Origin of the sequence: Mycobacterium sp. ITM-2016-00317, from assembly GCF_002968295.1 — a bacterium.
Classification (GTDB): domain Bacteria; phylum Actinomycetota; class Actinomycetes; order Mycobacteriales; family Mycobacteriaceae; genus Mycobacterium.
This window is the reverse complement of sequence record NZ_CP134399.1, coordinates 3,187,827-3,208,360: the sequence shown is the minus strand read 5'-3', so window position 1 is coordinate 3,208,360 and position 20,534 is coordinate 3,187,827. Positions and strand designations below refer to the sequence as shown.

Below are 20,534 nucleotides of genomic sequence, written 5' to 3'. Positions count from 1 at the left end.
TTCCTAACGGCGCTGGAAAGACACGGTCTCGACCACCAGCAAGACGACCGACACTATGTTCGCGACCAGCGCGCCGCCGGACAGCGACACCACGCTGGCGGTGGCCTCCCTGGTCAACCCCTCGGTGGCGACGTAGGAGGCATATCCCCATACGAGCGCTGCGGAGATGAGCTGGAGGTCGGCCACCAGGCTTGTGGCCAGGTGTACGGCCCCGATCTGGGTGCGGTCACCGAACTTGAGCACGGTCGCGATGAGGTTCACGACCACCGCGGCGTAGAGCTCGTAGCTGTTGTGCAGTGCGGGGTCGCCGATATCGCCGATGAAGAAGCCGAAGTTCAACGTCGCGGCGAAGAGCACGAAGAATCCGAAAACGACCTTCTCGAGGTTCATTCGCCCTCCTACGGTGCGCAGCCGTGATGGCACCAGAACGCATCGTAAGCACACATGCGGCTCGAATGGGCCGGGTTCGCGTCTCGGGGTCGGCTCACACGACCGAACCCCGCCCCGGTGCGCAAGATCCCCATCCTGGTCGCCGGCTCCGGCGCCAACCGCAACCCTGCCCGCTGTCGCGCGACGTGCACTCTACTTCTGCCGATCGACGACTACCGCATCGTCGCAGCACGGCTGGCAGAGCACACCGAAGAATCGGGTCGCCCCGACGGCGATCTGTCCTACGGCAGAGGGTTACGACTTTTCGACGTTGGAGAAGATGCTGAGGTGGCGCGACGAGCGGCGCCGACTGACGCATCCGGAAAGTCGCGGTACGCCCTGGAATTCAGTCCCCCCGGGGCACAGCCTATGGCCGCTCCCCCGGCCTGACCCTTTGCAGCGAGCTCGGTCAGGACGAGACCTCGGCGGCAATTCGGGCCAGGGTGTCGGACAGTTGATCCTTGGTGACCAACGGGAACTTCACCGCCTCGAGCAGCTTCTTGTCGGTGACCTTGGACCAGTCATAGGTGTGGCGGACCAATGTCTCACCGGGGCCCTGGGACTCCAGCTCCCACAGCCACTCCCATCCGGGCGGTTCGGTGCCCGCGGGCGCGGTCTTCCAGGCCAGCAGCTTGTCCTTCGCATAACCGGACACATGGTTGTCGGTCTTGTACTCACCGCCCATGTGGTCGCCCTGCATGTTCATCGTGAAGACTTCGCCGACCTTCTGGATGCGATCGGCGTGGTCCACACTGCGGACAAACCCGGAGCCGTCAAGGGCCGGGTGTCGGGCGGGATTGGACAGCACGTCGAAGATGACATCGACGGGTGCGGTGATGGTTCGTTCGACAGTGACCTTTGCGTCGTCGCTCATGCCCTCCACACTGCCGAAGCTTCGCCGATCCGGCAACGTCGCCGGTCGGCGTCAGCGGATCACGCGGAAGCGGAGGTGCGCGACGCCGGGCGCCTGAAGTACCCGCTCGAGTTCGAGATAAGGCCGGCCTCGAAACCGTCGAACAGGCGCTCGCCCGAACCAAGTATGACCGGGTTGACCTGCAGATCGATTTCGTCGACCAGCCCCGCTTTGATGGCCTGGCGGGCACACGATGCGCCACCGGCGATCGAGATGGCCTTGGTGCCGGCGGCCGCCTCGGCCTGGCGGTACGCGGATTCGATCCCGTCGGTGACGAAGTGGAAGGTCGTTCCACCCCCCATCTCGATGGGGTCGCGGGCATGGTGGGTCAGCACGAACACCGGGCAGTGGTAGGGCGGGTCCTCACCCCACCACCCTCTCCAATCCGAGTCCCCCCATGCGCCCCGAACGGGACCGAACATGTTGCGCCCATGATCGTCGCGCCGATGCCGTCCATCATGTCCGACACCACCTGCCGGTTGACCGGATGGTCCTTCTCGGGGCCGAGGTGCCAGCCGTGAAGTCTCTGCCCGCCGACGCCGAGGGGCTGGTCTGCGCTTTGCTCGGGCCCTGCCACATAGCCGTCGGCGGAGATCGACATCGAAAGATTTGTTCTGGGCACAGCTTCTCCGATCCGTTGGCGATCCCGGTGACCCTCATTCTGACTGCGGTGGGCCGGTGAACTCATCGGATTGACCGGGCTACCTACCAGTGGGTTGGCTGACTCGGTACCCACAACGCCTCTACGTGGCGGTCGCCGAGCGCTACATCGACGCGCTTCACCGTCGCGTGCAGGACGCCGTCGACACCGACGGGCCGCTCGAAACGCGGCTTGGCGCGCTGGCGCGCGCATGCGGCGAGTACGCACAGTCGACCGTCTCGCTCGAGCAAGGCGTCTACGACGCGTTGGACCACGTGAGCGACTCAGCCAGAGATCACGTCTCGCAGCTCTACGTCAGCCGGGTCCTCGATCCCGTGGTGGCCGTCTTCTCCGCCGCGGTGGACGCCGGAGACCTCGTCTGTTCCTGGACGGCGCCCGCCCCCGCGCACACCTGTGACCGCTGAAGGTGGTAGAGAAGTGCCGTCGAACTGCTCCTTGCAAGACTGCTTGATGCCGAACGCGGCCAGCAGGTTCGGCGTTCTGTTGGCACACCCGACATGAAGTAAGACATCACGAACCGGCCACACTGACTTGTACGGCTACTCCCACACGAGAAGCCGGAGCGGCGGCTTACCGAACCCACTGGCCGCAGCAATGCTCAATCGAAAAACATGCTGATCGAGGGTGGACCTCTCATGCGCGCGCGTGGGGGCTCGCATGGGAAAGCCGGTCGCACCACTTGACCAGCGTGTCGGCCAGGGGCCGGCGGCCCAATCAAGACATCGACTGAGAAGAGATGAAAGTGTTGCAGGAGAAGACGCACGGTGAAACGCAAGTTCAAATTCCCGCTGAGGTCACATCAGCGTATCCACTGCCGCCCTACATGTTCCAAGACGCACGCATGTATACCGCGTCGATTCGCGTCGACCCACGCGACCTAGAGGGCATCCTGCCCCAAGACCTCTACCCGCTACCTGGCTTCGAAGATGTCGTGACCGTCGGTTTCAACAAGTTCGCGGCGCCCGAAAGCAACATCAGGCCCTACAACGAGCTCACCATCGGGATGCCGGCGACGCTGAGAACATCAGCTCGGGAGGTCTCCGGCCACTACGTAATCCAGATGTTCCTTGGCAGCAGCACACCAGAGAGCGCAGTTTCTCCCATCATGGCGGGGCACCATCTCCTGGGAATGCCCAAACGAGAAGCCGAGTTCACTGTCGATGGCGACTTCGACCACGCGGTGGCGATCAAGGTCATGCGTCATGGGGTCGTCGTCGTCGACGTCGACGTCGACAAGCGCGGCGCGCCGGCTGAACCATCCGCCTTGGCCCGAATGGTCGAGGAGGTCGCCTTCGTCCTCAAGGCGATTCCGAAGGCCGACGGCTCGGGATGGGACGTATTGCAGCTAGCGGGCCAACCGCTCGAAACGGCGGACGACTACCACGTGCACGACTGCCGGGGCGCAAACATCACTTTCGCGGATAACCGGATAACTCTTGATACGGGACGGGTCCTGCACATCAAGGAAGTTCTGAGCGCAACATTCACCCACATGGACTTCATGCTGGGATGGAGAGGGACAGTGCACGATTATCTCGCAAAATAGACCCTGGTGAACCATGGCGGCCCTCGTGCGGCCTCACCGGCACGGCGGATGCCGCAGCGAGCTCATCGTGAGTCGGTCAGCGCTGGACCATCGGCGTCGAACCCGTTTGCTGCCAGGAATCTGCGGATCTTACGGCGGGAGTCGAAAATGCTCTTGTAAAGCGTGTTTCGTGAGATTCCGTACTTGTCGGCGACGTCATTAGGCGGGTTTCCCTCGACTACGGTTTCGATGAACACGTCCCGCTGCCGTTCTGTGAGCACGGTTGTCACCGCCTGGGTCACCGCTGTCAGCATCTCGCGAGCCTCCGCGTGACGGCTCGGGCTGTGGTGAACTCGGTCGGGAAAGTTGTCCCAGTCGTCATGGTCCATCGGCGCGCGGAGAGTCCACGAATGGCGACGGCGGCACTTGAGCTTGTTTGACAACTCGAGGGCTGCAAACCTGTATGCCCAAGTGGTGAGCTGACTTTCGCCTCGGAAGCTGGGCAGCTTCGCCAACACCGCCAACAGCGCGTCCGCTGCCACCTGAAGGGCGAGGTCATTGACCTCCTTGCCGGTGAAGGTCCCACTTCTGCGGTAGAGCTCGCGACGGGCGGCTTTGAACAAGAACTCGTGCATGCGTGTCACGGCGCAGCGGTGCCCGGGGCAGCCCTGGTCCAGGAGCTGTTGCAACCATTTCACTGAGTCGTCGTCGCGGTCTCCTGTAGGCGGACGGCTACTCATTCCCCTGGACCTCTTCGCTTCTCACGCCTTCGCCTCCTCTGTGGGCGTTGCACGCGGGTGCCGAACTACCGATTGATGCTCGCCGCGTCAGAAGCCAAGGTGCGCCCTGCGCTGATCGAAACCGAGCTTTCGATCTTTCAGATCCTTGAGCACCGCCATATGCAATATATTGGCGCGGCGGATGCGTGTCAACGGCAACGGTGCGGTGGTGCGGCCCGGGGCGACGGTAATACATCGACCGCCGGCGACACTGAGCCAGGACAGGCCGAACCCACTTGAAATAAGTCCTGCTGTCCGCCGAAAGGATTCGTCGCCACAGTCCGGGGCCGAGGGGAGACGCCTCCGACTGTCTGATCACTCAAGAACTGGAGCGAAATGTTTTCTGATAGAACTGCCCCGCCTGCGGATCGTCGCGTTGCCGGCTGCGTCGTGAGGCCCGCGGTGCGGGAGGTCACCCGGTTGAAAACAAGGCGCCCTCGCAGGCATTTGCCGATACTGCTGACGGCGTTCGCGCTTGTCGTCGGATGCGCTGGGGCGAATGGCGCGGACTCTCCCGTGCGCCCAGCCGCCCGAGCTTCCGGCGAGGTGCGGATATTCGGCGACGTCTACACGCCCATGACGGTCAGTGTTGCCACCCTCCAGAGTTTCCAGCATCACACGCAACCGGTCGCAGTCGCGGCTGAGGGCGGTACACAGCGCCATGTCTACATCGGCGCGACCGTGGAGTCGTTGCTGTTCACGGCCAATCCGCGCGGCGTCGATGGCCAATCACATCCGTTCTTGACCATTGCAATCGTGGCAACCGGCGCGGACGGCTACGCCGCGACACTCGCATGGACCGAGGTCCTCTCGGAGGGCACGCCGTCACCAGCGCTCATTGCCTGGGCCGAGGACGGCACGCCACTTGAACAGCCCCGTCTGGTTGTGCCCGGCGACCGCAACGGCGCGCGCCAGGTCAAAGACCTCACCGAACTGAAAGTGGTGCAACTGGGATCGCCTGATCGTTCCTCTGGTGGTGATCACGCTCGCAGGAGGCACCGGGGCACCGCAACGGGGTGACCGGTGCGGTCGGTAAGAACGTAACAGTCGAGGACGCCAAGAAGTCAGACGACCTGGTTAAACCGCAAGTGGCAGAGCCTATTACGGAATCGTCATGACAGCGTCGAGAGAGCTCTATCGCGAGGAGTCAAACGGTATGGCTGACAACAGAGGTACAGAAGACCCGGTAGCGGGTGGCTGGACATCGGAACGCGAGATCTTCGATGACAGCGCCGGTTCCGCGGATCGCGGATTGGCGCAGCGGATCCGAATCAATCAGGACAGACTGCGTTCCGCATTGAAGACGCAGTACGACTTTATCGTCTGTGGATCAGGGTCTTCGGGATCGGTGGTGGCCCGTCGCCTCGCCGAGAATCCCGCGGTGAATGTGTTGCTACTCGAGGCCGGCCCCGACGATGACCTGGAGTCTGTCTTGCAGCCGCATCTGTGGCCGCTGAACATCGGCGGCGCGACGGACTGGAACTATGCCGCCGAACCCAACCCGAACCTCAACGGTCGGTCGATTCCGATGAACATGGGCAAGGTTCTTGGTGGCGGCTCGAGTATCAACGTGATGATGTGGGCACGTGGTCACAAGAACGACTGGGACTACTTCGCCTCTGAGGCCGACGACGACGCCTGGGGATACGATGCGGTGCTCGACATCTATCGTCGGATCGAAGATTGGCGCGGCGCGCCTGATCCGGAACGTCGCGGTACCGGCGGCGTCGTCTACGTACAGCCGGCACCGGACCCACACCCGGTAGCTCCCGCGCTTGTGGCTGCGGCAGCCGCTGTGGGGCTGCCAACCTTCGACAGCCAGAACGGGAGGATTATGGAGGGTGGGGGTGGAGCGTCGCTCGCTGAGATTCGCGTTTGTGACGGCGTGCGGCAATCGGTATTCCGCTCCTACACCTACCCGTACATGGACCGGCACAACCTCACCGTGCTGACCCATGCCCTCGTGACTCGGGTGACATTGGAAGGTAGTTGTGCAACCGGGGTGGAGTTCCTCTACCGAGGCGCGACGCACCGGATCCGTGCCGGTTCGGAGGTTGTACTGTCTCTCGGCGCGATCCAGACGCCAAAGGTGTTGATGCTCTCCGGCATCGGTGATTGTCCCGAACTGAGTCGTGTCGGCATCACACCCACTCGCCATCTTCCCGGCGTGGGCCGGAACATGCAGGACCATCCTGCCGTGGCTTCAGTATGGGAGTCGCCGCAACCGATGGTTCCCCGCAATAACGCAGGAGAGGCCGTCTTCTTCTGGAAGAGCGATCCGGGTCTCGACACGCCAGATATCCAGACGTGCCAGGTGGAGCGTCCAATCGCCAGTCCGGAAGCCGCCGCCCGATTCGGTCTCCCCGAGAATGGGTGGACATTAGGCACAGGTGTTGTACGACCGGAGAGCCGAGGGAGCGTGCGGTTGACCGGCGCTGATCCGACCGACCCTGTTCGCATCGACCCCAATATGTTGTCCGCTCCCGCGGACATGGCCGCCGCGGTGGCCGGCGTGGAACTATCCCGCGAGATCGCCTACGCTGCCCCGCTACGTCCGTTCGTGAAACGCGAAGTGAAGCCAGGCAAATTGAAGGGCCGGGAACTCGAAAGGTTCATCCGGGACGCCGCCTCTACGTACTGGCACCAGACGTGCACCGCCAAGATGGGCCGCGACGAGATGTCGGTGGTCGACGGCCAATTGCGGGTGTATGGAGTGGACCGCCTGCGCATCGCCGATGGCTCGATCATGCCCCGCATCACCACCGGAAATACCATGGCACCTTGTGTGGTCATCGGCGAGCGCGCAGCTGAACTGCTCAAAGACGCGCACGGGCTGTGAACCGTAGCTGAGGGCAACCCGCCCCGCGACGTTGAGGCCGACGTCCGGGGCGGGTCAACCAGTTGTCGGTGCAGTGTTCTTCGGCGGAGTGGACGCCGACGCTGCTTAGCCCGATCGAGCCTCATCGCGGCGCACTCACCGGAAGTCGAGCCTGTGCTGCCGCGGGACGGTGGCAACCCCGCGCCGAGCGACGAAGACCGTCAGTGGCGCCGGGTGACAGCTGTAGTCCCTTCCGTCGGACCGGATGTGGTCTGTACCCCCACTTGGCGGCTCGGCGCCGCGCCCTCATCTCCGTGGGTGCCGCCGTGCACATCGGCAACGATGACCTCCCCATTCGAGGTGAGTTGCGAGCGTAGCCGTCGGCGCGCCCGATAAAGACGCGACGTCGCTGTACCGACCGGAATGCGCTCGATCGCGGCGATTTCGCTGATGGGGAATTGGCAGACATCCGCGTAGAAGACGACCGCCTGAAAGCTCTTCGGTAGCCGCGCAATGCACTCCTTGAGCGAATCGTCCCCTTGGCGCTGTAGTGCGACCGCTTCTGCCGATTGCGCAACGTCCATACTGTGAGCCGCATGCCCGTCCCAGGATTCGAACAGCGTTTCCTGCGGCCGCCGGGTGGCTCGTCGATGCATGTCGATCCAAATGTGCCCCATGATGCGCGCCATCCAGGCCCGGACGTTTGTTCCGGATTCGAACGATGTGAAGTGTGTCCACGCCCTGAGGTAAGTCTCCTGGATGAGGTCCTCCGCGTCATGTGCGTTCCTGGTGTAGCGGAGGGCAATCCGCCGAAGGTCCTCGCGTACGGGGAGGGCTTCGGCGGCGAAGCGCAGCTCCGCCGAGCCTCGGCTCCAATCCTGAACCGTCGGTGTGTTTGACGCCGCGGCGTCCTGTTCTCCCCCGCCTGCCATGTCAACGGAATGATTGGCGCTGTCCATTCGAGTTCTCCTGTTTCGTTTCAAGCTCGGCGCACGTGCCGGCCCCCTCACTGCCGGCGTCGTCAGCGCGAGTTGTCGAATCGGGTAAGCGGTCGCCGCACCCCGTTCATCGGGTCACGCGTGCCGGAACACGTCTTGAGCCGTCGCGCTCGTTAGGGAAGCCGGGCGCTCGTATTCGAGTCCGCGATGAGACGAAAACCGGAGGAAGGACAGACCGGTGACCACGGCATCGCTGCCCTTCGGCCCCGTGAGATCGCTGTGGGTCTGTGAGCCCTGAAAGATCGGGGTCCGAACCCTTTGCGGTCACGGCTCTGCGGATCTTACGACGTCAGGCGAAAACGGTCCTTTTCTCACCCGTCGCTCATCTGCGGGTGTCGGACTTCGTTGTGCGGGAATGCGCGCCGCGGTAATACATCGAGTCGCGGCGACACTCGCTTATGCGGAGGGTCCCTCAGATCCACTCCGAGCGTCGCCTGTCGCTGTCCGCAGGGATTCACCGGAAACATCCCGGTTCTGTCCCGTTTCCATGAATGGAGCAAGAGTGTATTTCTACGATTCGCTTTTCATCGACGGTAGATGGATGAAGCCTGCGTCCAATGAGACCATCGCACTGGTGTCGCCCAGCACGGAGGAAGTCGTGGGCGTGGTGCCCTCCGCGGAGCCGCGTGACGTGGACGCCGCGGTTGCCTCCGCTCGTGCCGCGTTCGACGATGCTCATGGGTGGCCCAACTGGGAACCGGCGAGGCGAGCCGCCGCTCTCGAGCAGTTGGCCGACGAACTGACGGCCCGGGCCGATGAACTTTCGTGCCGTGTCTCGTCGCAGAACGGGATGCCGATCGCGTTCTCACGCAATGTAGAAGCGGTCACGCCTGCTCTGGTTCTGCGCTATTACGCAGGGATTCTTCGCGATACCCAGTTCGAATCCGAGCAGCCTCACCTGATGAACGGCACGACGTTGATCCGGAGAGAACCAATGGGGGTGGTGGCAGCCATCGTGCCGTGGAATTATCCTCAATCCCTCGCCTCGTTCAAATACGCTCCAGCGCTTGCCGCGGGTTGCACCGTGGTGCTCAAACCTTCCCCTCAGACGCTGCTAGACAGCTACACCTTCGCCGAAGCCGTTTCGGCAACTGCTATTCCACCGGGTGTGGTCAACATCGTGGGTGGTGGCGCCGAGGCCAGTGCTCACCTCGTCGAACATCCCGGGGTCGACAAGGTGGCATTCACGGGCTCGACAGAGATCGGACGCCAGATCGCTGAGGTATGTGGTCGGCTCTTCCGCCCGGTAACTCTGGAACTGGGTGGGAAATCGGCAGCGATCATCCTCGATGATGCCGACCTCGACCTTTCGGTCATCGGCGAGCGACTCTTCGAGGCGACGCTGCTGAACAACGGTCAAACCTGCTTCTTGAGCACGCGGATCCTGGCCCCCGAAAGTCGTTATTCCGAGGTCGTCGACACTCTTGCCGCCTTGGTCTCGTCGCTTCGCGTGGGAGACGCACTCGATCCCGCTACTCAGATCGGCCCCATGGTTTCCAGCGCACACCGAGACCGCGTCCAGCGCTATATCAAAAAGGGCATACACGAAGGGGCGCGCTGCGTCGTAGGCGGAAACGCTGCACGGCACGACACCGGATGGTTCGTCGAGCCAACACTTTTCGCCGATGTGGACAATGGCGCCACGATTGCGCAGGAGGAGATCTTCGGGCCGGTCCTGTCGGTCATCGGTTATACCGACACCGACGACGCAGTGCGCATCGCCAACAATTCGGCCTACGGGCTCGGTGGGACCGTTTGGACCTCCGATCCAGACCGAGGCAAGCCCATCGCCCGCCGGATCCGCACCGGCACCGTCGGCATCAACCGCTACCAACCCGATATCGGAGCACCGTTCGGTGGCGTGCGCAGCAGTGGAATTGGCCGTGAGTTGGGTTCTACCGCAATGGACAACTACATGCACGTCAAAGCGATCTACGCCTGACCGTCGCGGCAGAACTGCGCCAGGCCAGGGCCGCGTGGCGCCCGATGCACAACCAGAGTGACCACTTCGAAAAGGAGTTCAGATGAACAGTCGTCCGACTGACACCGCCGCCGACGTCTTCGCAGATCCCATGGCGTACACCGACGAGGACCGCCTACACGCGGCGCTGACCCACCTGCGGGACAAGCACCCCGTGGCTTGGGTCGACAAGGCGCCCTACCGACCGTTCTGGGCGATCACGAAACACGCTGACATCAGTGGCATCGAGCGCGACAGCGACCTCTTCATCTCCGCGTCCCGTGCCGTACTGGCCGTCGCGTGGGAGGACGATCTCGCCCAAGCTGACCTTGAGGCGGGTACCGGTCTTCGCACGCTGATGCGTATGGACGGCCGGAGCCATCGCAAGATGCGGGCGATCGCCGCCGACTGGTTCCGCCCCAAGGCACTGCGTGACCTCGAGGAACGTGTCGACGCACTAGCTGCACGTTACGTCGACCGCATGCATGATATCGGCACGGAATGCGACTTCGTCACCGACATCGCGGCCAATTTCCCTCTCTACGTGATCATGTCGCTGCTCGGTATCCCCGAGCGCGACTTCGCCCACATTCTTCGCCTCACCAAGGAGATGGTCGGTGGCGACGATGCCGAGTACAGACGCATCGACAATCCTCAAGGACGGAAGTCGGTCATCACGGACTTCTTCCAGTACTTCTCCGATCTGACGCTGTCGCGACGAAGGACCCCGACCGGGGACATGGCCTCGGCGATCGCCAACGCGCGCATCGACGGCGCGCTGCTGTCGGACGCCGACGCCGCGTCGTACTACTTGCTCATGGCCGTCGCCGGGCACGACACCACCAAGGCCGCCATGAGCGGCGGCCTGCTGGCCTTGATCGAACACCCCGGCGAGTTGGCCCGACTCCAGCGGGATCCCGGCCTGATTGGTACCGCCGTCGAGGAGATGATCCGGTGGTCCACGCCGGTCAAGGAGTTCATGCGGACCGCCGCCGTCGACACGATGGTTCGCGGAATCCCGATAGCCAAGGGAGACGCGGTGTATTTGGCGTATGTGTCCGGCAACCGTGACGAGGAGGTCTTCGACGATCCGTTCCGGTTCGACGTCGGCCGCGACCCGAACAGACACCTCGCCTTCGGTAAAGGCGTGCACTTCTGCCTGGGCGCCTCGCTGGCGCGCATGGAGATGAATAGCCTTTTCAGTCGGCTGATCCCCCGTTTGGACCACATTGAGTTGTCGGGGAAACCCGAGTTGATGGCCACCACCTTCGTTGGTGGGCTCAAGCACCTACCAATCCGTTACACGATGCGCTGAGATTGCGCCGTCGCCGTACCCAGGCAGCTGCCGGGGGATCGCTGGGCGGGACGGTGATTGCAGCAACCGTCCAGATTGACGTTGATGGAACACGGCCGTGCTGGTCGACCTGACACGACGGCCGGCATCGCAGATCCGCGGTCCCAAAGCACTGTGGCGGGCGTTGTCGGTGGTGCGGCCGGTCGGTCCGCTCGCGTACTTCGCCTTCGGGCGACTCGACCCCGCACCTTCTTAGTGGGCTGCCTTCTCAGCTGGCTGCGAGATACTTCTCGAGCTTGTCGAGCTGGGCCTTGTAGCCCCACTTCATGCCGAACGCGGCCATCTTCGCCTTCGGGCCGATCTTGGTGATGGTCACGCGAAGCCGTACGGTGGTCGTTCCGTCGCCCTCGGTCAGCGTGACGTCGTTGGTGTGCTGGATCGTGGAGCCCGCTTCTTCGCCCTCGGTCCACGAGCGCGCGTCGTAGGTCAACGCGATGCCGGTATCGATGTGCGTGAACGTGCCTGCCATGGGCCAGCGGGTGCCCTGGTACTTGCCCATTGCTTCGCCGGCCTCCATGACGATGTAGATCTCACCCCCGACGCGCAGATCGACGCGGCACTCGGGGACGACCGTGTTCTCCGGACCCCACCACTGCCGGAGCATTTCGGGATCGGTCCACGCCCGCCACACCGTGTCGACAGGCGCGCGGTAGGTGCGTTCGAAGCTGAGGTTCTTGGGTTTGAGCAGTTGCAAGAGCATCGCGTGTCGTCCAATCTGTCTTCAGCTGGCGGCCCGGGTGACGATCTCGGTGATACGGGCCTCGGTGGGCGGGTCCAGTTGGGTGAGGAACCAGGCAGAGCCGATCAGCTTGTGTGGTGCGTCCGCATCCGGTGAGAGGCTGGCCTTTTCGGTGAGCCCGAACGTCACGTAGTCATCGGCGTCGACCCGGAAGAAGCAGATCACCGGCCCTTTGTCGGTTTTTGCGTAGCCCGGCATGCCGTACCAGAGGCGAGGTCTGAGTTCGGGTGCGGCGTCTGTGATGACCTTGTGCAGTCGGGCTGCGACGTCACGGTAGGCCGGCAACTCGGCGATCTTGGCGGTCACCGCGCTGTCACCCGTCTTCTGGGGCATGGTCGGTCCTTTCTCCGGCGATCGAGTCGAGGTAGGCGCCCAGCGAGTCCAGGCGGACGTCCCAGAGCGTTTCGAAGGATCCGATCCACTCGGCGATCTGCTCGAACGGCTCGGCGGTGAGGTGGTAGATCCGTTGCCGGGCCAGTGCCTCATAGCTGACGATCCCCGACTCCCCCAGTACCCGAAGGTGTTTACTGACCTGCGGCTGGCGAATGTCCAACTTCTCGGCGATCTCCCCCACCGACAGCGGCCCGGTGCGCAGCAGCTCGACCATCCTGAGACGGCTCGGCTCCCCGAGCGCCGCAAAGACCGTTGACTGCACACCGCTGAACCTAAGCTGCTGACATATTCCTGTCAAGGAATATTTCAGCGACGTGCTCAGAGGACGCTGAGCAGCGCGCCGCCCGCCAGTCCGGCGACCACGATCATGGCTGCGGTGGCCGCAGTCGTGCGCCAGCCGAAGCTGCGTGCCACCATCGCGATACCGGGGAGGCTGACGGCCGGCAGCGTGATCAGCAGTGCACCCAGCACGCCCGACGAGACGCCGAGCAGTGCAAGCCCGTGCAGGATGGGGATCTCACCGGCCGTCGGGATGACCATCAGGGTGCCGAGTACCGCCGCGACCACGACGATCAGCACGCTTCTGTTCGAAGGATCGATCAGCGTGAGCAGCCAACCGCGTCCGGCACCGATCAGCAGGACCATCGCCAGGTACTCCGGGATCAGCACGACGCACAGCCGGACGAGGGCCATGCCGAAGCGGGCCGCCGGTCCTGGTTCGCCGCGGGTGTCGGCGAGTGCCGGGACGACTTCCGGCGGCACGGAGGTGTCGCGCTGTCGTGCCACGACGGCCATGAGCGCCGATCCTCCGACGACCGCCGCGACACCGACGAGCACCCTGGTCACGGTCCACTGCCACGGCGCGACTAGGGCAAGGAAGACCAGCACCGCCGGGTTGAGCAGCGGATTGCCCAGCCAATATGCCACTGCGGCAGCCTGATTGACGCCACCGCGACGCAACGTCACGGCCACGGGCGCTGCGCAGCACGCACACATCATCGACGGCATGCCGGCCGCGCCGCCGCTGACCGCACTGGTGAACGGATTGGACCGGTTGAGCAGCCTGGGCAGCCAACTGCGCGGAACGAACGCCTGCACGCAGGCGCTGAGCAGCAGTGCCACCAGCAGCGCGGGCCAGATCGCGCCGACATAGGCGTGGAAGAACGTCGTCGCCGCGTGCCAACTTGGAGCGTCGCCGCCGCGACCCCGCCGGCTTTGAGGATGTCCGAACCCGCCCACTGGTGGGTGCGGGCGGCGTCGAACGCCTTACCCACATAGGGCACCCATTTCGCCCAGGTCAGTCCGGCTACGCCGACGACCACCGTGACGGCGACCCCGGCCGCCGTGGCCCACCGTGAACCGACTGCCACCGTGGAGCTCTGAGTCGTCACCATGACCGTCAGTGTTGACCGTTGCGGCGTGGCTGAACCGCCCTGAGCTAGCCGGTCGGGCCTGCCCGCAGCCGCCCCGCGTCTGCTCCGCTGATCGTGACTGCCGCGATGACGATGCCGGTGACGATCCCGACCGCGGTGTCGAGCACGCGGTCCACCGCCACCGCGGGCGCCAGCCCGGCCTGAAGGCCGGTGAGCAGCAACGCCATCGGCGTCACCGCCAGCGACGTCAACGCGTAGTTCACCGTCGACGCGATCTCGGCGGCGGTCTGGAAGACGACGATCGCCGCGACCGCGCCCCAGTACCCCAGCGGCAGGGCCAACAGAGCCGCCGCCAGCGCGGCGCCGCCGACGTTGCCGAGCAGGCGCTGCACCCCCCGGTGCACCGTGAGGTGATAGCCCACACCCTGCATGGTGGCCACCGCGCCCATCGTCGCCCACATCCGATGCTCGAATCCGAGGCCCATCGCGATCCCCGCGGCCACCGCGCCTGCGACGGTGATCCGCAGGCTCCGTGACACCAGCGTCCGATGTGGCGCACGTGTCAGTGTGGCCCACAACGATTCCCGTTGCGGTGCTGTCGATTCGACAGCCGAGCGGCGCAACGTCCGGAACAGCCACGGGGCGAGTGCGGCGACCACGCCGATGACAGCCCCCGTGGCCGTCGAGGTCACCGCGCGAAGCACGTCGCCGCCGTCGTGCGCGAAGGCTTGCGCACCCGCAGCGCCGAACACGAAGACCACCGCGCCGGGACCCACGATGTGCAGGGCCCACATCAGGTACGCCGCCACCCCGGCGAGCACGGATATCACCGCGGTCTCGACGAGCACGCCGCCGCCGCTGACGCCCAGGGCGGCGCCGAGGCCGATCGATGCGGTGATGCCGGAGCCGAGGACGGCCAGACGTCCGGCTCGGACCGGGTACGGATCGGGTCTGCAGAATGCGGCGATCAGTGCGCCGAGGGCGGCGAAACCGGCGACGTCGCGCTGCCCTGTGAGGCCGCCGACGACGAACACGAACATCACCGCCGCACCGACACGCAACGGGACCGCGAGGCCCGCCCGGTGCGCATCGATCCGGAGTACCCCGCGCCACCCTCTCGGCGTGGCGGCGTGGGTCAACGCCGCGTATCCATGGCTGAACCGTCGAGAAAGGGAGGAAGCGCGCACTGACAAAACTTTATCACTAATTTACTAGTGAACTAAATGCGCGTAGGCTCTCCGTCATGACCAGCGGATCCGACGCGACGCCGACCGTCGACACCGTCGATCGTGTCCGCCGTGAATGGGCCCGGGCGCGCCCCCACCTCGACACCTCCCCCATCGATGTGCTCGGCCGGGTGCAGCGCATCGCGTCGATCTGCAACCACCGGCTCGACCTCGACCTGGAACAGCACGGCATCACCAGGTCGGAGTTCAGCGTCCTCAGCGCCCTGGCGCGGGCCGATCGGCCGCTGCGCGCCAGTGAGGTGGTCTCCACCACGATGCTCAGCGGGGCGTCGATCACCAAGATCGCCGACAGCCTGGTCCGACGTGGCCTGCTCGTCCGGCACAAGTCGGACCGCGACGGGCGAGTGGTCCTGCTGGCACTGACCGACGCCGGTCAAGCCGTCGTCGACGACGAGATGCCCCGTCGGCTGGCCGACGACGAACAGCTCATCGCGGGCCTCACCCCGGCCGAGCGCGCCACACTGACCACGCTGTTGCGGAAAGTCTGTGCGGCACTGGGCGAGTGACGGCCCCGCCGATGCCGCGTCCAGTGCGCCGGCACCGAAACGGTAGCGTGACCGCGGTGACTTCCCTTCGCCTGCGTCCGTCGATCGTCCTCGCCGTCGGTGCCGCGGCTTCCGCACTGACCCTGTCCGCGTGCGGCTCGAGCGTGGTGGCCTCCTCCGAAGCGCAGGCACCCGGCTGCCCGACGGCGCTGCCCGACGCCGCCGCCACCCCCGAGTGGACCCTGTCCGGTGCGACCGGCAGCGTCGCCGTCACCGGGTCGACCGACTCCGCGGCGCCCCTGGTCACCGTGACGCCGCCGTTCAGTGTCAGCGAGACCCAGGTGCACACCCTGCAGCCCGGCGGCGGACCCGTCGTCGCGGACACCGCGACCGTGTCCGTCTGCTACATGGGGGTCAACGGTCGCGACGGATCCGTGTTCGACAGCAGCTACCTCCGGGGCGCCCCGGTGGCATTCCCGCTCGACGGCGTCGTGCCCGGGTTCCAGAAGGCCATCGTCGGTCAGAACGTCGGGTCGACCGTCGCGGTCGCGATGACCTCTGCCGACGGCTACCCCGACGGCCAGCCCGGTGCGGGCATCCTGCCCGGCGACTCGCTGATCTTCGCGATCAAGATCCTCGAGGTCACCGGCTGACGCCGGGTCGCTCGGCCCCCGAGAACACCTGGTCCACCACCCGGTCGACGTACGTGTCGGTCAGGCTGGCGCTGCGGTAGGGAACCAGGAACCGGTGATAGATCGGTCCGTAAAGGGTGTCGAGAAAGACGTCGACATCGACGTCACTGCGTAGTTCACCGCTGTCGATCCCGCGCCGGACGAGCACGCGCGCCGCCTCACGACGAGGCTCGACCCACCGGTTCCGCACCTCCTCGCGCAGCACGTTGTCCACCTGTGCGCGGCCGATGACCGCCCGGAGCAATTCACCCGTCGGACCGCGATATGCCTTGGCCAACAAGCGCATCGAGGACCGGAAGCTCTCGCGCACGGTGGCCTGCTCCCGGATGGGCGCCAGCGTGCTCACGTCCTCCAGGAACGCGTCCACCACGAGTGCCCAGACGTTGGGCCACCGCCGGTACACCGTGGTCTTGCCGACGCCGGCGTGGGCGGCGACGGCCTCGGCGGTGAGCGAGTCCAATCCCTGTTGGGCAATCAGTTCCCGCGCACAGCGCAGGATGGATCCGGTCACCGCCGCGCCGCGCGGGCGGACCGTCGTGTCGGCACCTTTGGCTTCCATCGACTTTTCCCCTGTCGGTTCGGCGCGCGGTCAGTTCGGCACGGCCACACTCATGCCGCCGTCGAGCATCCACACCGCGCCGACGGCGTAGCCGGCCAGCCCGGATGCGAGAAACGCTACCGCGTTGGCGATTTCCCGCGGGTCCGCCGCCCGGCCGATCGGCGCGCCCTTCCCGTGCTCACTGAGCGCCCCGGGGTCGCCGAGGATGTTGGTGACCGTATCGCCGACGCCGATCGCGTTGACCCGGATGCCGTGGTCGATTCCCTCCAGTGCGGCGGTGCGCGTCAGCTGTGCCAGCGCACCCTTGGACGCGGCGTAGGCCGAGATCGTCGGGAACGCCTGGAAGCAGGCATACGAGCCGATGTTCACGATCGAGCCCGAGCCCTGCGGGATCATCGCCTTCATGGCCTCCCGGGTGTGCAGGAACGCCCCCGTCACGTTGGTCGACAGAATCCGGTTCCAGTCGTCGAGCGTCGTGTCCACCACGGGCTTGTTGACGATCGTGCCGGCATTGTTGACCACGATGTCGACACGGCCGAACCTGTCGAGCGCCGTGCCCACCGCATCCACGGCGGTGCGTTCCTGTCCGACGTCACCGACGAGTGCCTGCACCGACTCGACGTCGGCGAACTCGCGCTCGACCTCGGGATTCAGGTCCTCGGCCACCACCGACATGCCGTAGTCGGTGAACAGTCGCGTGGTGGCGCGCCCGATGCCGCTCGCGGCGCCGGTGACGATCGCGACCTTGCCCTGCAGATCCTTGTCGAGGTAGCTCTTCATCAATTTCGTTCATCTCCTATCGAAACGGTACGTATCGTCACGATAGCGGATAGCCGCACGGGGCGAACCCAAACAACGTGGCCAGATTGCGGCGATTCGTGTCCATCTGGCCACTATCCGGGTTGCTACCGGTCGGGCACTGTGGGCAGATGGCTGACGACACTGCGCAATGGAACCTGCCCGATACCGATATCTGCACGGCGGCAATGCAATTGGTGATCGATGAGTCGCCGGCGTTTCTGGCCAACCACTGTGTCCGCAGCTTCCTGTACGGGCGGGAACTGGCCGCGGCGGACGGGTTGCGGGCCGGCGTCGACTACGACGAGGAACTGGTCTTCCTCAGTTGCCTCCTGCACGACCTCGGCATCACCGACTTCGGGCAGGGCGATCAGCGCTTCGAGGTGGACGGCGCCGACGCCGCGGCGAAGTTCCTGCGTGAGCGCGGCGTGCCCGAGGAGCGCGCCCTCCCGGTGTGGCAGGCGATCGCGCTGCACACCAGCCTCGGGATCGCCCACCGCTTCGGGCCCGTGCAGGCGGTGTCCTTTCAGGGGATCACGCTGGACATCGACGGTGCCGCCAAGGGGGCGCTGCCGCAGGGTTTCGTCGACCGCGTGCACGCCTGCTGGCCACGTCACGATCTCGGCTACGCCATCGCCGAACTGATCGGACGTGACATTCGGGCGAACCCGATGAAGGCCCCGCCGTTCTCCTTCCCCGCGCACATCAACGAACTGCTCAACGGCCCGGGGGTCACCTTCTGGGACGTGGTGGACGGCGCCCCGTGGGGCGACCGCCCGGTGGACAGCCGCTGTTAGGGTCCGCTCATGCACAAGGTGGCGATCCTGGCGGTGCCCGACGTGATCGCGTTCGACCTCAGTGTCCCGGTCGAGGTGTTCGGCCGGGTCTCGCAGGTCAACGGCGCCAACGCTTATCGCGTGCTGGTGTGCGGTAGTGAGCCGCTGGTCACCGCCGGTCCGCTGCGCATCGGCACCGATCACGGCCTGGAGGGTCTGGCCGATGCCGACACCGTGGTCGTGCCCGGCCGCAACGACGCCGCGGCAGAAGTCCCACTACCGGTGCTCGACGCGCTCCGGGCTGTGTACGCCCGAGGAACCCGGATCGCGTCGATCTGCACCGGGGCCTTCATCCTGGCCGCGGCCGGCCTGCTCGACGGTAAACGGGCCACCACCCATTGGATGGCCGCCGACCTGTTCCGGGAGAGCTTCCCGAACGTCGACCTCGACCCCGACGTGCTCTACGCCGACGAAGGCCAGATCCTGACCTCGGCGGGGGCTTCGGCCGGGCTCGACCTGTGCCTGCACATGGTCCAACAGGACCGCGGCGCCGCCGCGGCGGCCACGGCGGCCCGCATCGCGGTGGCGCCACTGCACCGCAGCGGCGGCCAGGCGCAGTTCATCGTCCGCAATAGCCTGCCCGCCAACGGGATCGGGCACAAAACCGAATTCGATGCGGTGCTGGCCTGGATCGAGGGAAACGCCCACCGCGACCTGACCCTGACCGACATCGCCGACCACGCCGCGATGAGCGTGCGCACGCTGAACCGCCGCTTCCAGGCCGAGGTCGGCCAGACCCCGATGCAGTGGCTCACCGGGGTGCGCATCCGCCATGCCCAGGAACTCCTCGAACGCTCCCCGCGCGGAGTCGAACGCATCGGCCGCGACGTCGGCTTCGCCTCCCCCGCCAACTTCCGGGAGCAGTTCCGCCGCCTCAGCGGTGTCGCGCCGCAGACCTATCGCAACACCTTCCGCGAAAAGCAGGCAGTATGAACCGATTTCGTGGCCAGATCACAGCGGAGCGTGGCGCGACAGCCACTGTCGGAGACCACCGGGTGTCGCCGACGATGAGGACATGCACGCACAAATCGTTCTGTTCGACGGGTTCGACCCGCTCGACGTCATCGCCCCGTACGAGGTCCTGGTCGCGGGCAGCGACTATGTCGGGGGTGAACTCGACGTCGAACTGGTCACCGCGGAGGGGCCCCGCACGGTCGTCAGCGGCTCCCGCGGTCTGACACTGCGGGCCACCGCCGGTCTGGACCCGGCCAAGCCCGGCTACGTGATCGTCCCCGGGGCCAGCGGCCCGTTGGCGGGAGACCCGGACGAGATCGACACGATCCCCGTCCTGCTGGCACGGTTCGGCGAGACCGCGGCCGTGCCGCTGATACGGGCGGCGCTGGCCAACCCCGAGGTGACGGTCGCGACGGTGTGCGGCGGGTCGCTGGCGCTGGCGATGGCGGGTCTGCTCGAGGGCCTGGCAAACACCCACCACCTCGGTGTCGAGATGCTGGAAGCCGCCGGCGCGGTCCCGGTGGCGGCCCGGGTCGTCGACGACGGCGACCTCGTCACTGCCGGGGGTGTGACCTCCGGACTGGATCTCGCGCTGCACCTTCTGGAGCGCACATACGGCCCGCACATCGCGCTGGCCGTGGAGCAGATGTTTGCCTTCGAGCGCCGCGGCACGGTCTGGACCGCCGGCGGCCGCGAGCCGCAAGCGTGGTGACGATGGCCATCGCGGGTGACTGGGACGTCGCGATCAAGACTCCGATCGGCTCGCTGAAGATCGTCTACTCGTTCGTCGAGCGCGACGGGATGCTCAGCGGCACGGCCACCGGCCAACGGGAGACGGTGCCGCTCACCGACATCGTCGCGGACGAAGGCCGGGTGACCTGGCGGCAGACGGTGACCAGACCGATGCGGCTGCGGCTGGAGTTCGAGGTGTCCGTCGATGGGGACCGGCTCAGCGGTCACAGCCGCGCCGGACGGTTGCCACCCTCGGCAGTCACCGGGATCCGCCGCCGCTGACGGGTTT

The 20,534-nt window shown here is 65.7% G+C and carries 24 protein-coding genes and 1 pseudogene; 13 read left to right on the top strand and 12 right to left on the bottom strand.

Translation table 11 applies throughout. From position 1 onward, the window contains the following. Positions 1 to 3: 3 nt before the first annotated feature. The 3 genes and pseudogenes from C6A87_RS15260 to C6A87_RS15250 form a co-directional block, all read right to left on the bottom strand. On the bottom strand, positions 4 to 390 hold the full coding sequence (locus tag C6A87_RS15260; protein ID WP_311113053.1) for a DUF6394 family protein: 387 nt from the start codon (positions 388 to 390) through the stop codon (positions 4 to 6). A gap of 448 nt (positions 391 to 838) precedes the next feature. Next, positions 839 to 1,303: an SRPBCC family protein gene (locus C6A87_RS15255; RefSeq protein ID WP_311113052.1), complete on the bottom strand. Its 465-nt coding sequence runs from the start codon at positions 1,301 to 1,303 to the stop codon at positions 839 to 841. A 51-nt stretch (positions 1,304 to 1,354) separates the two neighbouring features. Continuing rightward, positions 1,355 to 1,964 (bottom strand): annotated as a pseudogene (locus C6A87_RS15250) (dihydrofolate reductase family protein). A 125-nt stretch (positions 1,965 to 2,089) separates the two neighbouring features. Between C6A87_RS15250 and C6A87_RS15245 the strand changes: the two are divergent. Then, entirely contained in the window at positions 2,090 to 2,407 is a 318-nt protein-coding gene (locus C6A87_RS15245; protein ID WP_311113050.1) for a hypothetical protein, read from the top strand. Between the two features lie 332 nt (positions 2,408 to 2,739). Further along, positions 2,740 to 3,549: an acetoacetate decarboxylase family protein gene (locus C6A87_RS15240; RefSeq protein WP_311113049.1), complete on the top strand. Its 810-nt coding sequence runs from the start codon at positions 2,740 to 2,742 to the stop codon at positions 3,547 to 3,549. A gap of 62 nt (positions 3,550 to 3,611) precedes the next feature. Here C6A87_RS15240 and C6A87_RS15235 read toward each other — a convergent pair whose 3' ends face one another. Next, a complete protein-coding gene (locus C6A87_RS15235) occupies positions 3,612 to 4,163 on the bottom strand; it encodes an RNA polymerase sigma factor (RefSeq protein ID WP_311117949.1) in 552 nt (183 codons plus the stop codon). Between the two features lie 690 nt (positions 4,164 to 4,853). Here C6A87_RS15235 and C6A87_RS15230 point away from each other — a divergent pair. Then, entirely contained in the window at positions 4,854 to 5,327 is a 474-nt protein-coding gene (locus C6A87_RS15230; protein WP_311113048.1) for a molybdopterin-dependent oxidoreductase, read from the top strand. A gap of 136 nt (positions 5,328 to 5,463) precedes the next feature. Then, the gene (locus C6A87_RS15225; RefSeq protein ID WP_311113047.1) at positions 5,464 to 7,146 is read left to right on the top strand and encodes a GMC family oxidoreductase; all 1,683 of its coding nucleotides are present in this window, start codon (positions 5,464 to 5,466) and stop codon (positions 7,144 to 7,146) included. Positions 7,147 to 7,346: 200 nt separating this feature from the next. Here the strand turns inward: C6A87_RS15225 and C6A87_RS15220 are convergent, their stop codons facing one another. After that, entirely contained in the window at positions 7,347 to 8,084 is a 738-nt protein-coding gene (locus tag C6A87_RS15220) for a sigma-70 family RNA polymerase sigma factor (RefSeq protein WP_311113046.1), read from the bottom strand. A gap of 541 nt (positions 8,085 to 8,625) precedes the next feature. Between C6A87_RS15220 and C6A87_RS15215 the strand changes: the two genes are divergently transcribed. From C6A87_RS15215 to C6A87_RS15205, 3 genes are all read left to right on the top strand, one after another. Further along, positions 8,626 to 10,065, top strand: a complete 1,440-nt coding sequence (locus tag C6A87_RS15215) for an aldehyde dehydrogenase (protein WP_311113045.1) — start codon at positions 8,626 to 8,628, stop codon at positions 10,063 to 10,065. 82 nt (positions 10,066 to 10,147) lie between these two features. After that, on the top strand, positions 10,148 to 11,398 hold the full coding sequence (locus C6A87_RS15210; RefSeq protein WP_311113044.1) for a cytochrome P450: 1,251 nt from the start codon (positions 10,148 to 10,150) through the stop codon (positions 11,396 to 11,398). A gap of 97 nt (positions 11,399 to 11,495) precedes the next feature. Continuing rightward, positions 11,496 to 11,633 (top strand): PLDc N-terminal domain-containing protein, encoded by a 138-nt coding sequence (locus C6A87_RS15205; RefSeq protein WP_311113043.1) that lies wholly within the window; start codon positions 11,496 to 11,498, stop codon positions 11,631 to 11,633. A gap of 12 nt (positions 11,634 to 11,645) precedes the next feature. Here C6A87_RS15205 and C6A87_RS15200 read toward each other — a convergent pair whose 3' ends face one another. The 5 genes from C6A87_RS15200 to C6A87_RS15180 all read right to left on the bottom strand — a co-directional run bounded on the left by C6A87_RS15200 (position 11,646) and on the right by C6A87_RS15180 (position 15,129). Continuing rightward, positions 11,646 to 12,137 carry an SRPBCC domain-containing protein gene (locus C6A87_RS15200; RefSeq protein WP_311113042.1) on the bottom strand — a complete coding sequence of 164 codons (492 nt, stop codon included), beginning with the start codon at positions 12,135 to 12,137 and terminating at the stop codon, positions 11,646 to 11,648. Between the two features lie 21 nt (positions 12,138 to 12,158). Beyond that, on the bottom strand, positions 12,159 to 12,509 hold the full coding sequence (locus C6A87_RS15195; protein WP_311113041.1) for a DUF1801 domain-containing protein: 351 nt from the start codon (positions 12,507 to 12,509) through the stop codon (positions 12,159 to 12,161). Then, positions 12,490 to 12,831: a metalloregulator ArsR/SmtB family transcription factor gene (locus C6A87_RS15190; protein WP_311113040.1), complete on the bottom strand. Its 342-nt coding sequence runs from the start codon at positions 12,829 to 12,831 to the stop codon at positions 12,490 to 12,492. The genes C6A87_RS15195 and C6A87_RS15190 overlap by 20 nt, the downstream gene beginning before the upstream one ends. A gap of 56 nt (positions 12,832 to 12,887) precedes the next feature. Further along, entirely contained in the window at positions 12,888 to 13,808 is a 921-nt protein-coding gene (locus C6A87_RS15185) for a permease (protein ID WP_311113039.1), read from the bottom strand. Between the two features lie 199 nt (positions 13,809 to 14,007). Beyond that, positions 14,008 to 15,129, bottom strand: a complete 1,122-nt coding sequence (locus C6A87_RS15180) for an FUSC family protein (protein ID WP_311113038.1) — start codon at positions 15,127 to 15,129, stop codon at positions 14,008 to 14,010. 56 nt (positions 15,130 to 15,185) lie between these two features. On the opposite strand from C6A87_RS15180, the gene C6A87_RS15175 reads away from it, so the two are divergent. After that, positions 15,186 to 15,695, top strand: coding sequence for a MarR family transcriptional regulator (locus tag C6A87_RS15175; protein ID WP_311113037.1), 510 nt, complete (start codon positions 15,186 to 15,188; stop codon positions 15,693 to 15,695). Between the two features lie 56 nt (positions 15,696 to 15,751). Next, the gene (locus C6A87_RS15170) at positions 15,752 to 16,327 is read left to right on the top strand and encodes an FKBP-type peptidyl-prolyl cis-trans isomerase (protein WP_311113036.1); all 576 of its coding nucleotides are present in this window, start codon (positions 15,752 to 15,754) and stop codon (positions 16,325 to 16,327) included. Here C6A87_RS15170 and C6A87_RS15165 read toward each other — a convergent pair. Together C6A87_RS15165 and C6A87_RS15160 are read right to left on the bottom strand one after the other, a co-directional pair. After that, positions 16,317 to 16,925, bottom strand: coding sequence for a TetR/AcrR family transcriptional regulator (locus tag C6A87_RS15165; RefSeq protein ID WP_311113035.1), 609 nt, complete (start codon positions 16,923 to 16,925; stop codon positions 16,317 to 16,319). The two genes, C6A87_RS15170 and C6A87_RS15165, sit on opposite strands and share 11 nt — an antisense overlap. Positions 16,926 to 16,955: 30 nt before the next feature. Continuing rightward, complete coding sequence (locus C6A87_RS15160; protein ID WP_311113034.1) at positions 16,956 to 17,705, bottom strand: SDR family oxidoreductase; 750 nt, start codon at positions 17,703 to 17,705, stop codon at positions 16,956 to 16,958. 149 nt (positions 17,706 to 17,854) lie between these two features. Here C6A87_RS15160 and C6A87_RS15155 point away from each other — a divergent pair, with 149 nt between their 5' ends. From C6A87_RS15155 to C6A87_RS15140, 4 genes are all read left to right on the top strand, one after another. After that, complete coding sequence (locus C6A87_RS15155; protein ID WP_311113033.1) at positions 17,855 to 18,520, top strand: HD domain-containing protein; 666 nt, start codon at positions 17,855 to 17,857, stop codon at positions 18,518 to 18,520. A 9-nt stretch (positions 18,521 to 18,529) separates the two neighbouring features. Further along, positions 18,530 to 19,492 (top strand): helix-turn-helix domain-containing protein, encoded by a 963-nt coding sequence (locus C6A87_RS15150; protein WP_311113032.1) that lies wholly within the window; start codon positions 18,530 to 18,532, stop codon positions 19,490 to 19,492. An 82-nt stretch (positions 19,493 to 19,574) separates the two neighbouring features. Further along, positions 19,575 to 20,225 (top strand): DJ-1/PfpI family protein, encoded by a 651-nt coding sequence (locus C6A87_RS15145; RefSeq protein WP_311113031.1) that lies wholly within the window; start codon positions 19,575 to 19,577, stop codon positions 20,223 to 20,225. 2 nt (positions 20,226 to 20,227) lie between these two features. Continuing rightward, positions 20,228 to 20,527 (top strand): hypothetical protein, encoded by a 300-nt coding sequence (locus C6A87_RS15140; RefSeq protein ID WP_311113030.1) that lies wholly within the window; start codon positions 20,228 to 20,230, stop codon positions 20,525 to 20,527. The last annotated feature ends 7 nt before the right edge of the window (positions 20,528 to 20,534 follow it).

Coding starts and splice junctions, on each gene's coding strand:
- C6A87_RS15260 (WP_311113053.1), bottom strand. CDS start 390: ATGAACCTCGAGAAGGTCGTTTTCGGATTCTTCGTGCTCTTCGCCGCG.
- C6A87_RS15255 (WP_311113052.1), bottom strand. CDS start 1,303: ATGAGCGACGACGCAAAGGTCACTGTCGAACGAACCATCACCGCACCC.
- C6A87_RS15240 (WP_311113049.1), top strand. CDS start 2,740: ATGAAAGTGTTGCAGGAGAAGACGCACGGTGAAACGCAAGTTCAAATT.
- C6A87_RS15235 (WP_311117949.1), bottom strand. CDS start 4,163: ATGCACGAGTTCTTGTTCAAAGCCGCCCGTCGCGAGCTCTACCGCAGA.
- C6A87_RS15225 (WP_311113047.1), top strand. CDS start 5,464: ATGGCTGACAACAGAGGTACAGAAGACCCGGTAGCGGGTGGCTGGACA.
- C6A87_RS15220 (WP_311113046.1), bottom strand. CDS start 8,084: ATGGACAGCGCCAATCATTCCGTTGACATGGCAGGCGGGGGAGAACAG.
- C6A87_RS15210 (WP_311113044.1), top strand. CDS start 10,148: ATGAACAGTCGTCCGACTGACACCGCCGCCGACGTCTTCGCAGATCCC.
- C6A87_RS15200 (WP_311113042.1), bottom strand. CDS start 12,137: ATGCTCTTGCAACTGCTCAAACCCAAGAACCTCAGCTTCGAACGCACC.
- C6A87_RS15195 (WP_311113041.1), bottom strand. CDS start 12,509: ATGCCCCAGAAGACGGGTGACAGCGCGGTGACCGCCAAGATCGCCGAG.
- C6A87_RS15175 (WP_311113037.1), top strand. CDS start 15,186: ATGACCAGCGGATCCGACGCGACGCCGACCGTCGACACCGTCGATCGT.
- C6A87_RS15165 (WP_311113035.1), bottom strand. CDS start 16,925: ATGGAAGCCAAAGGTGCCGACACGACGGTCCGCCCGCGCGGCGCGGCG.
- C6A87_RS15160 (WP_311113034.1), bottom strand. CDS start 17,705: ATGAAGAGCTACCTCGACAAGGATCTGCAGGGCAAGGTCGCGATCGTC.
- C6A87_RS15155 (WP_311113033.1), top strand. CDS start 17,855: ATGGCTGACGACACTGCGCAATGGAACCTGCCCGATACCGATATCTGC.
- C6A87_RS15150 (WP_311113032.1), top strand. CDS start 18,530: ATGCACAAGGTGGCGATCCTGGCGGTGCCCGACGTGATCGCGTTCGAC.
- C6A87_RS15145 (WP_311113031.1), top strand. CDS start 19,575: ATGCACGCACAAATCGTTCTGTTCGACGGGTTCGACCCGCTCGACGTC.
- C6A87_RS15140 (WP_311113030.1), top strand. CDS start 20,228: ATGGCCATCGCGGGTGACTGGGACGTCGCGATCAAGACTCCGATCGGC.